The organism is Intrasporangium sp. (assembly GCF_035688975.1).
Taxonomy (GTDB): Bacteria; Actinomycetota; Actinomycetes; order Actinomycetales; family Dermatophilaceae; genus CALMNV01.
In genome coordinates this window covers 49,250-61,172 of the sequence record NZ_DASSMH010000115.1, presented here as the reverse complement: position 1 = coordinate 61,172, position 11,923 = coordinate 49,250, and the positions used below count along the sequence as shown (strand labels likewise).

General features: G+C 72.5%; 14 protein-coding genes. All 14 read right to left on the bottom strand.

Features of this window, described 5'->3' with window-relative positions; translation table 11 throughout:
- Positions 1–11 precede the first annotated feature (11 nt).
- Positions 12–401, bottom strand: a complete 390-nt coding sequence (locus VFJ94_RS12245) for a YraN family protein (RefSeq protein WP_325004492.1) — start codon at positions 399–401, stop codon at positions 12–14.
- A 141-nt stretch (positions 402–542) separates the two neighbouring features.
- A complete protein-coding gene (locus VFJ94_RS12240; RefSeq protein WP_325004491.1) occupies positions 543–863 on the bottom strand; it encodes a DUF2469 domain-containing protein in 321 nt (106 codons plus the stop codon).
- Positions 860–1,588, bottom strand: a complete 729-nt coding sequence (locus VFJ94_RS12235) for a ribonuclease HII (protein ID WP_325004490.1) — start codon at positions 1,586–1,588, stop codon at positions 860–862. Before VFJ94_RS12235 ends, VFJ94_RS12240 begins: the two co-directional genes overlap by 4 nt.
- Positions 1,589–1,598: 10 nt before the next feature.
- Positions 1,599–2,537, bottom strand: coding sequence for a signal peptidase I (gene lepB, locus VFJ94_RS12230; protein WP_325004489.1), 939 nt, complete (start codon positions 2,535–2,537; stop codon positions 1,599–1,601).
- Positions 2,537–3,160: a signal peptidase I gene (gene lepB / locus VFJ94_RS12225; protein ID WP_325004488.1), complete on the bottom strand. Its 624-nt coding sequence runs from the start codon at positions 3,158–3,160 to the stop codon at positions 2,537–2,539. Before lepB (VFJ94_RS12225) ends, lepB (VFJ94_RS12230) begins: the two co-directional genes overlap by 1 nt.
- 127 nt (positions 3,161–3,287) lie before the next feature.
- Positions 3,288–3,665, bottom strand: coding sequence for a 50S ribosomal protein L19 (gene rplS, locus VFJ94_RS12220; protein ID WP_325004487.1), 378 nt, complete (start codon positions 3,663–3,665; stop codon positions 3,288–3,290).
- A gap of 190 nt (positions 3,666–3,855) precedes the next feature.
- On the bottom strand, positions 3,856–5,025 hold the full coding sequence (gene trmD / locus VFJ94_RS12215; RefSeq protein ID WP_325004486.1) for a tRNA (guanosine(37)-N1)-methyltransferase TrmD: 1,170 nt from the start codon (positions 5,023–5,025) through the stop codon (positions 3,856–3,858).
- Positions 5,026–5,041: 16 nt separating this feature from the next.
- On the bottom strand, positions 5,042–5,575 hold the full coding sequence (gene rimM, locus VFJ94_RS12210) for a ribosome maturation factor RimM (RefSeq protein ID WP_325004485.1): 534 nt from the start codon (positions 5,573–5,575) through the stop codon (positions 5,042–5,044).
- 130 nt (positions 5,576–5,705) lie between these two features.
- Complete coding sequence (locus tag VFJ94_RS12205; protein ID WP_325004484.1) at positions 5,706–5,948, bottom strand: RNA-binding protein; 243 nt, start codon at positions 5,946–5,948, stop codon at positions 5,706–5,708.
- 2 nt (positions 5,949–5,950) lie between these two features.
- Positions 5,951–6,499: a 30S ribosomal protein S16 gene (gene rpsP / locus VFJ94_RS12200; protein WP_325004537.1), complete on the bottom strand. Its 549-nt coding sequence runs from the start codon at positions 6,497–6,499 to the stop codon at positions 5,951–5,953.
- Positions 6,500–6,704: 205 nt separating this feature from the next.
- On the bottom strand, positions 6,705–7,628 hold the full coding sequence (locus VFJ94_RS12195; protein ID WP_325004483.1) for a GNAT family N-acetyltransferase: 924 nt from the start codon (positions 7,626–7,628) through the stop codon (positions 6,705–6,707).
- Positions 7,618–8,706, bottom strand: coding sequence for an amidohydrolase family protein (locus VFJ94_RS12190; RefSeq protein WP_325004482.1), 1,089 nt, complete (start codon positions 8,704–8,706; stop codon positions 7,618–7,620). Before VFJ94_RS12190 ends, VFJ94_RS12195 begins: the two co-directional genes overlap by 11 nt.
- Positions 8,707–9,005: 299 nt before the next feature.
- On the bottom strand, positions 9,006–9,974 hold the full coding sequence (locus VFJ94_RS12185; RefSeq protein WP_325004481.1) for a hypothetical protein: 969 nt from the start codon (positions 9,972–9,974) through the stop codon (positions 9,006–9,008).
- A 306-nt stretch (positions 9,975–10,280) separates the two neighbouring features.
- Entirely contained in the window at positions 10,281–11,897 is a 1,617-nt protein-coding gene (gene ffh / locus VFJ94_RS12180; protein WP_325004480.1) for a signal recognition particle protein, read from the bottom strand.
- Positions 11,898–11,923: the final 26 nt, after the last annotated feature.

Here is an 11,923-nt window from a genome sequence, read left to right as displayed (position 1 = left end):
CCCCAACCCGCTCACGACACGCCGCGCAGGTGCTCGAGGCGGGCCGGTGCGCCGGGTGCGCAGAGGATCGAGATGACGTCGATCCGCAGGCCACCGGGCGCCACCGAGCGCCCGGTCCCCTCGGCCGGCGACCGACCCGTCTCGAGCCACAGCCCGGCGAGGCGTCGGAGCCGTCGGACCTTGCGCTGGGTGACGGCCTCGAACGGGGCGCCGAATTGCTCGGAGCTGCGGGTCTTCACCTCGCAGATGACGATGCAGCCGCCGTCCTCGGCGACGATGTCGATCTCGCCCCGCGCGCAGCGCCAGTTGCGGTCGAGGACGGTCAGCCCCCGGTCGGTCAGATACCGGCAGGCGAGGCGCTCGCCGTAGTCACCGAGGATGCGGCTGGGAAGGGAGTCCATGCCACCAGCCTGCGGCCGGCGGCGCCTGCGCGGTCACCGCCCTGCAGGCCCTGTGGACGACGCGCGTCCCGCCCGGCTCGGTGTGGACGCTCGGTGTGGATGTTCGCTGTGGACCCTCGGTGTGGATGTTCGCTGTGGACCTCAGGAGAAGTCGCCGGACTCCGGCAGCTTGATGTCGGGCTTGGGCAGCTCCTCGACGTTGACGTCCTTGAACGTGATCACCCGCACGTTCTTGACGAAACGCGCCGGTCGGTAGATGTCCCACACCCACGCGTCGGCCATCGTCACGTCGAAGAAGACCTCCCCGCCGTCGGTGCGCACCTTCACGTCGACGGAGTTGGCGAGGTAGAAGCGGCGCTCCGTCTCGACGACGTGGGTGAAGAGGCCGACGACGTCGCGATACTCCTTGTAGAGCTGCAGCTCCATCTCGGTCTCGTACTTCTCGAGGTCTTCAGAGCTCACCGAACCGCCGTTTCTGTCTGCTCGCCGGGGGCGAGGTCCTGCCACTCATTGTGGTCCACGACGCCCGGCAGCCGCCACGAGCGGCGATGCAGTGCGCACGGCCCCAGCCGGGACAGCGCGTCCAGGTGCTCGGGAGCGGCATACCCCTTGTTGAGACCCCACCCGTATGCCGGGTGGTGCGCCGAGAGCCCGACCATGAGCTCGTCGCGCTCCACCTTGGCGAGGACGCTGGCGGCCGCGACGCTGGAGCACCGCAGGTCCGCCTTGATCATCGTCACGACCGGTGGGGTGACGGGTCGGTCCCCCGTGAAGGCGAGCAGCCCCACATCCGTCGGGGCGGTCAGCCAGTCGTGGTTGCCGTCGAGGATGACGAGGTCGGGCGCGACGCCCAGCGCGGCGAGGGCGCGGATGCCGGCGACGCGCAGCGCGGCGAGAATGCCGATGGCGTCGATCTCGTCGGGGCCGGCATGCCCGACGGCGTGCGCCACCGCCCACCGCTGGATCCGTGGCACGAGGCCGGCACGCGCCCGTCCGGTGAGCAGCTTGGAGTCCTTGACGCCGACCGGAGCCGACCGGACCGCCTCGTCGATGACGACGACGCCGACACTCACCGGCCCCGCGAGGGCGCCGCGGCCGACCTCGTCCATGCCGGCGAGCAGTCGGTGGCCCTGTCGCTGCAGCTCACGCTCGACGCGCAGCGAGGGCTTCCGGGAGGAGGTGGCCATGACGGTCGGGCTAGGCCGCAGGTGCTTTGCCCACGGTGGCGGCCGGCCTTGTCGTGGCGCGGGGGGGCGTGGCCTTGCCACCAGGGACGGTGGTCGTCGTCGTGCGCGGCTTGGCGGGCGTGATGGCGGACGGTGACGGCACCGCGCCGAAGGTCCGCTCCGGCACGCCGAGCCACGTCACGTGGTCGATCGGCCACACGATGAAAAGGGCCCGGCCGACGATCTTGTCCATGGGCACGGAGCCCGTGGCCCCGGTGCCGTCATCGTGAAACCTCGAGTCCGAGGAGTCGGACCGGTGGTCGCCCATGACCCAGACGCGCCCGGCCGGGACGACGACGTCGAACGGCTTGTCCTCGCTGGGCTCGTCGCCCGCCTTGACGTAGGGCTCGGTGATCGGCACGCCGTTGACCTTGATGTCCCCGCTCCTGCCGTCGGCCTGAACGTGGTCGCCCGGCAGGCCGATGACCCGCTTGATGAGGTGGTTCTCCGCGTCCTCGGGCAGCAGCCCGACGAAGACGAGCGCGTCGTGGAACGGGCCTCCCACGGTCGACGACGAGCCCTGCACCCCGGAGAGCCAGGGCACCGGCCCACCCGGGTCCTCGAAGACGACCACGTCACCGCGGCGCAGGTCGAACGGGCCCGGGGTCAGCTTGCTGACGATGACCCGGTCGTCGCGCACGAGCGTGTCCTCCATCGACCCGGAGGGGATGTAGAAGGCCTGGAAGAGCCACGTCTTGACCACGAACGACAGCGCCATGGCCAGCACGACGACGATGACGATCTCCTTGAGGCCCGCCAGGACCGAGTCGAGGACGCCGGCGGACGGCTCGTCCGCCTCCTCCTCGAGGGGCCCACCGGGGCTCGGCTGCACCCGGCGCAGGGCGGAGTCCTCGTCCGGGCGCTCCACGACCGGGTCGTCGGGGTGGCGTCCGGGCTGCTGCGTCGACATCACTGACCGTTTCGTGGGCTCGCGGAACTGGGCTGGGGGCCGGATGCGAGCCTCCCGGCCCGACCGAGCGGCCAGTATCGCATCCAAACCTGACCGATGATGTCCTCTCCGGGCACCATCCCACCGCCGGGGTCGCCGAGGTGGGCACGGGAGTCAGCGGACGCGGATCGGTGGTCGCCGAGCACCCAGAAGGAGCCTGCCGGGACGACGACGTCGAAGGGATGGTCACTGGGGCGGTCCCCCGGGTAGACGTAGGGCTCATCCACCGGCTCGTCGTTGACGACCACCCGGTCGGCCGCGTCGCAGCACCGGACGTGGTCACCGGGCAGGCCGATCACCCGCTTGACGTAGTCGGTCTCTGGCCCGTGACCCACCAGGGTGCCGAGGGCCTCGCCGATGCTCGCGACGACCCCATGGCCGGTCGTGGCGAGGCCGAAGGCCCGCGCGGCGTCGAAGACCACGACGTCACCACGCCGGAGCCCGTCGGGCGCGGTCGCGCGCGTGACGAGGATGCGGTCGCCGACCTCGAGCGTGGGCTCCATCGACCCGCTCGGGATCGAGAAGGGCGCGACGAGCAGCGCCCGGACCGCCACGACCGCGAGGAGCACGGCGGCGGGGGCCACGAGCCACGCGAGCGGACGGCGCCGCGACGCCGACGGCGCGGCCGCCCCGGCGCCGCCCGGCGCTCCCGGGCGGGGAGGCTGGGCCGCGGCGGGGCGACCGCGCCGTCCGAGGATCAACGCCGGCGCGTCAGCTGGTCTTGCTGGCAGCCTTGGCCGGGACCGTCTCGCGCTTCTCGCGGATCTTGGCGGCCTTGCCGCGCAGCCCGCGCAGGTAGTAGAGCTTGGCGCGGCGCACGTCGCCGCGCGTGACGAGCTCGATCTTGTCGATGACCGGGGTGTGCAGGGGGAAGGTGCGCTCGACGCCCACCCCGAAGGAGACCTTGCGGACCGTGAACGTCTCGCCGATGCCACCGCCGTGGCGGCGGATGACGATGCCCTGGAAGATCTGGACGCGCGAGCGGGTGCCCTCGATGACCTTGACGTGGACCTTGACGGTGTCGCCGGCGCGGAACTCCGGCACGTCCGTGCGCAGGGAGGCGGCGTTGAGCTCGTCGAACGTGTGCATGGCTGCTTCGCTTTCTCGCGGTGCCACAGGCCACCCGGGGTGAATGCTGGTCGTGCGTCCGTCGGGCCACGTCGGGCCGACCCGCGCCGCTGCGCGGGAGCCGGCTCGACTCCCCCTGTGGCAGGGGCCGTCTGATGCCGGACGCAAGCGACCAGTGTGCCAGAGCGGCACGGCATACCCGAAATCGTGCTCAGCGCCGACGCTTCACGAGCTCGACCGTGCCTGGGATGCTCGGCTCCCCCGGCACGGGACGGTAGCCGGCGCGGCGGTAGCGCCGGAGGTTGGCCACGCTGCCGGCGCCGGTGAGCAGCCGGTAGGCCCGTATGCCGTCGGGCGCGGTGGACTCGGCGTGCTCGAGCAGGCGCCGGCCCAGTCCCTGCCCCTGCAGGTCCGGCGCGACCATGAGCCGGCCGACGTACAGCTCGTCGCCGCGCTGCTCGGTCCGGACCGACCCGACGAGCCGTCCCCCCCGGCGCGCCACCCACGTCCGCGTCGAGGCGAGGCTCGCCCGCACCGTGTCGTAGTCCTCGACGAGGGCCGGGATGTCGAGGGTGTCGTTGGCCTGCGCCTCCTGCACCCAGCAGGCCCGGGTCAGCGTGAACAGCTCGGGCGCGTCCGCGGGCACGGCGAGCCGCACCTCGAGGTCGGCGTCGGCGTGCGACGCGTGCAGCAGGTCGGGCCGGCGCGCGGCCGTGCGGGCGAGGCGCTGCTCGTGCCGCCACCGGTCGATGGCCGCGTGGTCACCGGAGAGCAGCACCGCCGGCACCTGCCGCCCCCGCCACGTCTGCGGGCGGGTGTAGACGGGGTACTCGAGCAGGCCGTCCTCGTGGGACTCCTCGACGAGCGACTCGGCGTTGCCGACCACCCCGGGCACGAGCCGGGCGATCGCCTCGACCATCGCGAGCACCGCCACCTCGCCGCCGTTGAGGACGTAGTCGCCGAGGCTGAGGACCGACACCTCGAGCCCCAGGTCGTGCGCGGCGTGCTCGTAGACCCGCTCGTCGATGCCCTCGTAGCGGCCGCACGCGAAGGCCAGCCAGGGCTCCCGCGCCAGGCGACGGGCGATGGCCTGGGTGAAGAGCGTGCCGCCCGGCCCCGGGATGACGAGGTGCGGGCGCCCTCCCGGATTCCCTTGTGCCACGACGTGTCCCAGCGCCTCGGCCCAGGGCTCGGGCTTCATCACCATCCCGGGGCCGCCGCCGTAGGGCGTGTCGTCGACGGTCCGGTGCCGGTCGTGCGTGAAGCCGCGCAGGTCGTGCACGCGCACGTCGAGGAGCCCGGCCTCACGCGCCTTGCCGAGGAGGGAGAGGTCGAGCGGCGCGAGGTAGTCGGGGAAGATCGAGACGACGTCGATCCTCATCGGCGCCCGCTCCGCCTCACCGGGTCCCCTCGCGGTAGAGGTCGAACAGTCCCGCGGGTGCGTCGACGACGACGTGGTCCGACTCGACCGCCGGCACGATCTGCTCCACGAAGGGCACGTATGCCGTGACGCCGTCGCTGAGCTCGAGCACGAGCCGGTCCTGGGCCACGCCCACCTCGAGCCCCGTCACGGTGCCGAGGACGTGGCCGGCCGGGTCGCGCACCTCGAGGCCGACGAGCTCCTCCTCGTAGAAGCCGTCGTCGTCCTCGTCGGGCTCCACGGCCGCCTCGTCGAGGACGAGCCGGGTGCCGCGCAGTCCCTCGGCGCCGGTCCGGTCCGGGACCTCGGCGAAGGCGAGCAGCCAGATGCCGTTGTGCACGCGCGTCGACCGGATCGTCAGCCGGTGCGGCACCCCTGACCCGGGGGCCGCCTGCGTGTCGAGGACGGCACCCTCGGCGAAGCGGGTCTCGGGGCTGTCGGTGTGCAGCTGCACGGTGACCTCGCCGTGCAGTCCGTGGGGCTTGCCGATGCGGGCGAGGACGACGCTCATGCCGGGCATCCTCTCAGGCGGGACGGCAGCGGGGCGGCACGGCATACGGAAGACGACCGGACGACCACGCGAGGCGGGGCGTCTCCGGTCGACCGGAGACGCCCCGCCTCGGGCGGAAGAGACGCTGCGCTCAGCGCACCTGGTCGGTGTCGACGATGTCGACGCGCACGTTGCCGTTGCCGGCGAGGGCGTTGACGACGGTGCGCAGGGCGCTCGCCGTGCGCCCGGAGCGGCCGATGACGCGCCCGAGGTCGTCGGGGTGGACCCGCACCTCGAGCAGCTCACCGCGCCGCAGCTCCTTGCGGCGCACGACGACGTCCTCGTCGTGCTCGACGATGCCCTTGACGAGGTGCTCGAGCGCCTCCTCGAGCATGCTCAGTCCTCGGTCGTCTCGGAGGTGAGGCTGCGCTCGGCCTCCTCCTCGCGGATGACGTCGCGCTCGACGGCGTCCTCGATGGCGGCGACGTCGGGCGTGTCGGCCTTGGGCGACTCGGCCTTAGGCGACTCGGCCTTGGGCGACTCGACCTTCTTCTCGGCCCGCTTGCGGCCCGTGGTGGCTCCGTCCTTGGCGTCGTCGGCCTTGCCGGCGGCGGCGAGCGCGGCCTCGTAGAGGTCCTTCTTCGAGGTCTTGGGCTCCTTGACGCGAAGCGTGCCCTCGGCGCCCTCGAGGCCCTTGGCGGCCTGCCAGTCGCCAGTCACCTTCAGCAGCGCCTCGACGGTCTCGGTGGGCTGGGCGCCCTGCCGCAGCCAGTACTGCGCCCGCTCACCATCGATCTCGATGAGCGAGGGCTCCTCGGTGGGGTGGTACTTGCCGATCTCCTCGATGGCCCGGCCATCACGCTTGACGCGCGAGTCCATGACGACGACGCGGTAGAACGGTGCACGGATCTTGCCCATGCGCTTCAGACGGATCTTGACGGCCACGGTCGTGGTGTCTCCTGTTTTCTGTGAGGTGAGCACGGCGAGACCGGGTGGGGAACACGCGGGGTACCGATGCTCGGTGTAGGCGTTCCGGACCGGGGGAAGAGGGCCCCGCCCGGACGGGTACAGCGGGTCATTCTGCCAGACGTGCGGAGCGGAGCCGAATCGGCAGCGGCCGGGCCTCCCCCGCCGCCCGGTGCCGCAGCCCTCACGCGTATGCCGCCCGCACCCGCAGCGCCAGGGCGGCGACCTCGCGCTTGTCGGCCTCGGACGCCGACGAGACGACGGGCACCACGGCGGGGTCGAAGCGCGCCCGGGCGAGGCCGATGCGCAGCTCCGGCGGCGACAGGCGGCACTCGACGACGCCGCCGACCGGGGAGATCCGCAGCAGCTCCCAGAGCGCGTCGTGGTCGGGGACGACGTGCTCGCCGTAGAGCGGCAGCCCCAGCTCCGCGGCGAGCTGCGGGGCGAGCCGCCCAGCGTCCCAGCCGGGGCGCAGGTTGACGACGGCGGCCAGCCGCGTGCGCGAGTGCCGGTGGTAGGGAGCGGCCGGCCAGTCGCTGGAGAGGATGGCGTAGCGGTCGTGGTCACGCCAGTCCCGGCGGCCGTCGGGACCGGCCATGTGCAGGAAGCCACGGCTGAACCCCTCGTGGGTGAAGCCGAGCGAGCGCACGACCCCGGCCGAGCGCGTGTTGGCCGGCTGGATGTTGGCCTCGACCCGGTGCAGGCCGAGGCCGCGCGGCTCGTCGGTGAACGCGATGTCGAGCACGAGGCCAAGCCCCTCGGCGAAGAGGCCCTTCCCGGCATACGGGTCGTAGGCGTCGTAGCCGAGCGTCGCGCTGCGAAACGCACCCCCGACGATGTTGGCGACGTTGACCCGCCCGACGAGGCCGTGGTCGCCGGCCGCGTCCCGGGCGAGGATGAGAAAGGAGCGGTAGGTCGCCGACTGGGCGGCGACCACCGCGGGCAGGTTGTGCGGGTCGGGCAGGGCGAAGTCCGACAGCCGACCGGCCGAGCGCGTCACCGCCTCGACGTATGCCGCCGCGTCGGCGCTCGTGGGCGGCCGGACCCGCACCCGCTGCCCCGTTGCCGTGAACCGGTCGGCCCACGGCAGCGGCACCTCAACGGACAACGCGGCCCCTCAGCACGACGCCCTTGGGGTCGGCGACGACGCTGATGTCGTGGCGCGGGTCGGCGCCGTAGACGACGAGGTCGGCGTCGGCGCCCTCGACGAGGCCGGGCCGGCCCAGCCAGTCGCGGGCGGCCCACGTGCCGGCGGCCAGGACCTCGAGGGTCGACAGGCCGGCTCGCGTCAGCTCGGCCATCTCCTGCGCGACGAGCCCGTGCGGCAGGCTTCCCCCGGCATCCGTGCCGACGTAGATCGGCACGCCCGCCTCGTGGGCGGCCCCGAGCGTGGCGTAGCGGCGCTCGTGCAGGTCGAGCATGTGCCGGTGGTAGCGGGGGAACTTCGCCTTGGCGGGCTGCGCCAGCCTGGGGAACGTGGCGATGTTGACCAGGGTCGGCACGATGGCGATGCCTTGGGCCGCGAAGGTGTCGATCGAGTCCTCCTGCAGCCCGGTCGCGTGCTCGATGCAGTCGATGCCGGCGGCGGCAAGGTCCCGCAGCGACTCCTCACCGAAGCAGTGGGCTGTGACCCGGACCCCCTCCTCGTGGGCGGCCGCGACGGCGTCGGCGACGACCGCACGGGACCAGGACGGGGCGAGGTCGCCGACCTCCCGGTCGATCCAGTCGCCGACGAGCTTGACCCAGCCGTCGCCACGGTGCGCCTCGAGCCGGACGTGCTGCACGAGCTCTGACTCCTCGACCTCGTGGGCGTAGTTGCGCAGGTAGCGGCGGGTCCGGGCGATGTGGCGCCCGGCGCGGATGATCTTGGGCAGGTCCTCGCGGGCGTCGATCCACCGGGTGTCCCCCGGCTGGCCCGCGTCGCGCACGAGGAGCGTGCCGTGCTCGCGGTCGGTGATCGCCTGCTGCTCGGTCTCCTCGCGACTGACCTCGCCGTGGGGGCCGAGGCCGATGTGACAGTGCGCGTCGACGAGACCCGGCAGCACCCACCCGTCGAGCTGCTGCACGTCCGCGTCCGACGCGGGCGGTGAGAACGAGACCTTGCCGCCGATGACCCAGAGCTCGTCGCGCACGTCCTCCGGTCCGACGAGCACCTGACCACGGACACGAAGCACCGGTGCACTCATGCTGCCGACCCTACCGAGCCGATCCCGCCCGCGATGGCAGGGCCGTCCCCGCCCGCGCCGCCGCCCCGTCCCCGCCCGCGATGGCCGCCCCGTCCCGCCCACGCGACCGCCCCGTCCCCGCCCGCGATGGCAGCCCCGTCCCCGCCCGCGATGGCCGCCCCCTTCCCCACCCACGCGACCGCCCCGCCCCGGCCCGCGATCAACTGGCCGATCAACTGGCCGATCAACTGGCACCCGCTGCTGCCAGGGCAACACCACCCGCCAGTTGATCCGCCAGTTGATTGGCTGAGCGGCCGAACTCAGCCGCTGGCCCTGCGGAGGAAGTCGCGCGGCACCGCAGTGACCTCGGGTCGGGGACGCGCCGCGGCCCGCGCATGGCCGGACTCGATGCGGGCCATGACCTTGGCCGGCTCCCGTCCGATGGCCGACGGCGTGACGCTGACGACCTCGATCCCGACGGCTCGTAGATCCTCGTCGGCGTCGACGGTGCCTTCCCAGTCCAGCTGCCCGCCATGGAAGCGGCGGGAGTGCACCATGACGGCCATGCCCACATCATCGAACCACAGGTCCGGTGTCGTGAGCGGTCGTCCCACCTGGTCGGTCAGCTGGGGGTTCGCCCAGACCGGCGGCAGGCTCCGGGAGCGTGTCACCAGCGTCGCCAGCTCGGCCTCGGGCACGGACCACGCTCCAGCGGCGGCCTCTCGAACCGCGGCCTTGAGGCGCAGGGTGCCGTTGCGCCGGCGGACGCCGAGCCAGTGCTGCACGTCGTCCACGCGCACGAGTCGCTCCTGTACTGCGGCGATGACGAGCGCCCGCGCGGCTGCCTCGTCCGGCGCCTGCGCTGCCGCGTCGACGACGGCGCGCGGTCGGCACGAGATGCGAAGCGGGCCGCGGTGCACGAGGCGCTCGTTCGTCAGGGTGGTCGCTCGGATGGAGACCCATCCGATCCGCCGGCTGCGGTTCGGGAAAGGCACCAGGACATGGACAGGGAGCCGCTCACGCCCGTCCATCAAGCCGTGCCAGGCGGCGGCGGTGGTCCCGCTCAGCCACGAGCTCGGGCCGGCGGCGAGCAGTGCGGCCACAAGGCGCTGATCCCACGTGGGAAGCGACGACTCGAGCAGGATCACCCCCGGCAGCACGGAGCGCCACCGACGGCCGGTCTGCCAGCGAATCATCGCGGGCGGCACCCCGCCCTCGATCAGTTGCCGGCGCGTCACGAGGCCGCTCTGCTCATGGACGAGGTCGCGAAGGAGGTCGGGTAGTTCCATGTCCACAGGGTGGGCCAGTTCGAGGCCGCCTTCTCCGGGGCGGGTGCGCACCTGTGGACAGGCCGATGGAGGGCGAAGCCTGTGGACAGAGAGGCGTGTCGGGCGTTCGCAGCCCACGGCTGATCAACTGGCGGATCTCCTGGCGGATCAACTGGCAGGCGACGTCGTCAGGGCAGCACCCGGCGCCAGTTGATCTGCGCGTTGATCGGCGACTGATCTACTGGCGGATCAACTGGCGGATCAACTGGCAGGCGACGTCGCGAGGGCAGCACCCGGCGGCATACGGGCTCGTCGTGGTGACCTGCCTCAGCGGCCGCCGAGGAACTTGTCGAAGCCCTTGGGCAGGTTCGCCGGGTCCAGCTCCAGCGGCGCGCCGCCGTCGGCACCTCCGCTCGGCAGCCCGAAGGCCCCTGCCGCCGCGCTCGCGCGACCGTCAGCCGCCCGCTGTGCCAGGGCGCGCTCCTCCGCGGCGCGCTTGGCGGGGTTGCCGCTCTTGCTCTTCTTGCGCTGCGGCTGGGCCTTGCCGCGCTTGGCGCTACCCGGGATGGACGGCATACCGGGGATCCCGGCGCCACCACCGCGAGCGAGCGACTTCATCATCTTCTGCGCCTGCCCGAAGCGTTCGAGCAGCTGGTTGACGTCGGTCACCGTCACACCCGAACCCCGGGCGATGCGGGCGCGGCGCGAGCCGTTGATCTGCTTGGGATGGGTGCGCTCGAAGGGCGTCATCGAGCGGACCATCGCCTCGACGCGGTCGAACTCGCGGTCGTCGAACGCGTCGAGCTGCTCGCGCATCTGCTGCATGCCCGGCATCATCTTGAGCATCGCCTTGAGCGAGCCCATCTTCTTGATGGCGCTCATCTGCTGGAGGAAGTCCTCGAAGGTGAAGTCCTCCTCGGCGAGGAACTTGCGCGCCATCTCGTCGGCGTGGCGCTTGTCGAACGCCTTCTCGGCCTGCTCGATGAGGGTGAGCACGTCACCCATGTCGAGGATGCGGCTCGCCATCCGGTCCGGGTGGAAGACCTCGAAGTCGGTGACCTTCTCGCCTGTCGACGCGAACATGATGGGCCGCTGGGTGATCTCCGCCACCGACAGCGCCGCACCGCCACGGGCGTCGCCGTCGAGCTTGGTGAGCACGACACCGGTGAACGCGACGCCCTCCTGGAAGGCGTGGGCCGTGTCGACGGCCGCCTGGCCGATCATGGCGTCGATGACGAAGAGGACCTCGTCCGGCTCGATGGCGGCGCGGATGTCGGCCGCCTGCTGCATGAGGTTGGCGTCCACCGCGAGCCGGCCCGCCGTGTCGACGATGACGACGTCGTGCTGCCGCGCCCGCGCCTGCGCCACGCCCATCCGAGCCACCGCGACCGGGTCGCCGAAGGAGTGCGTGCCCTCGCCCGAGGTCAGCACGGCGTCGTGGCCGCCGACGTTGCCCCGCTCCGGCGCGAAGACCGCCACGCCCGCACGCTCGGCGACGACCTCGAGCTGGGTCACGGCGTTGGGGCGTTGCAGGTCGGCGGCGACGAGGATCGGGGTGTGGCCCTGGTCCTTGAGCCACCTGCCGAGCTTGCCGGCGAGCGTCGTCTTGCCGGAGCCCTGCAGTCCGGCGAGCATGATCACCGTCGGCGGCTGCTTGGCCAGCTCGATCGGGCGGGTCCGCCCGCCGAGGATGCCGACGAGCTCGTCCTGGACGATCTTGACGACCTGCTGCGCCGGGTTGAGCGCCTGGCTGACCTCCGCGCCGAGCGCCCGCTCCCGGACCCGGGCGGTGAAGCGCTTGACGACGGGCAGCGCCACGTCGGCCTCGAGCAGGGCCATCCGGATGTCGCGGACCGTCGAGTTGACGTCGGACTCCGTCAGGCGGCCCTTGCCCCGCAGGTTCTTGAAGGTGGCGGTCAGCCGGTCAGACAGGGATGCGAACACCCGGCAACTTTAGCCGCTCGCCGTGA

Coding starts and splice junctions, on each gene's coding strand:
- VFJ94_RS12245 (WP_325004492.1), bottom strand. CDS start 401: ATGGACTCCCTTCCCAGCCGCATCCTCGGTGACTACGGCGAGCGCCTC.
- VFJ94_RS12235 (WP_325004490.1), bottom strand. CDS start 1,588: ATGGCCACCTCCTCCCGGAAGCCCTCGCTGCGCGTCGAGCGTGAGCTG.
- lepB (WP_325004489.1), bottom strand. CDS start 2,537: ATGTCGACGCAGCAGCCCGGACGCCACCCCGACGACCCGGTCGTGGAG.
- rplS (WP_325004487.1), bottom strand. CDS start 3,665: ATGCACACGTTCGACGAGCTCAACGCCGCCTCCCTGCGCACGGACGTG.
- trmD (WP_325004486.1), bottom strand. CDS start 5,025: ATGAGGATCGACGTCGTCTCGATCTTCCCCGACTACCTCGCGCCGCTC.
- rimM (WP_325004485.1), bottom strand. CDS start 5,575: ATGAGCGTCGTCCTCGCCCGCATCGGCAAGCCCCACGGACTGCACGGC.
- VFJ94_RS12205 (WP_325004484.1), bottom strand. CDS start 5,948: ATGCTCGAGGAGGCGCTCGAGCACCTCGTCAAGGGCATCGTCGAGCAC.
- VFJ94_RS12190 (WP_325004482.1), bottom strand. CDS start 8,706: ATGAGTGCACCGGTGCTTCGTGTCCGTGGTCAGGTGCTCGTCGGACCG.
- VFJ94_RS12185 (WP_325004481.1), bottom strand. CDS start 9,974: ATGGAACTACCCGACCTCCTTCGCGACCTCGTCCATGAGCAGAGCGGC.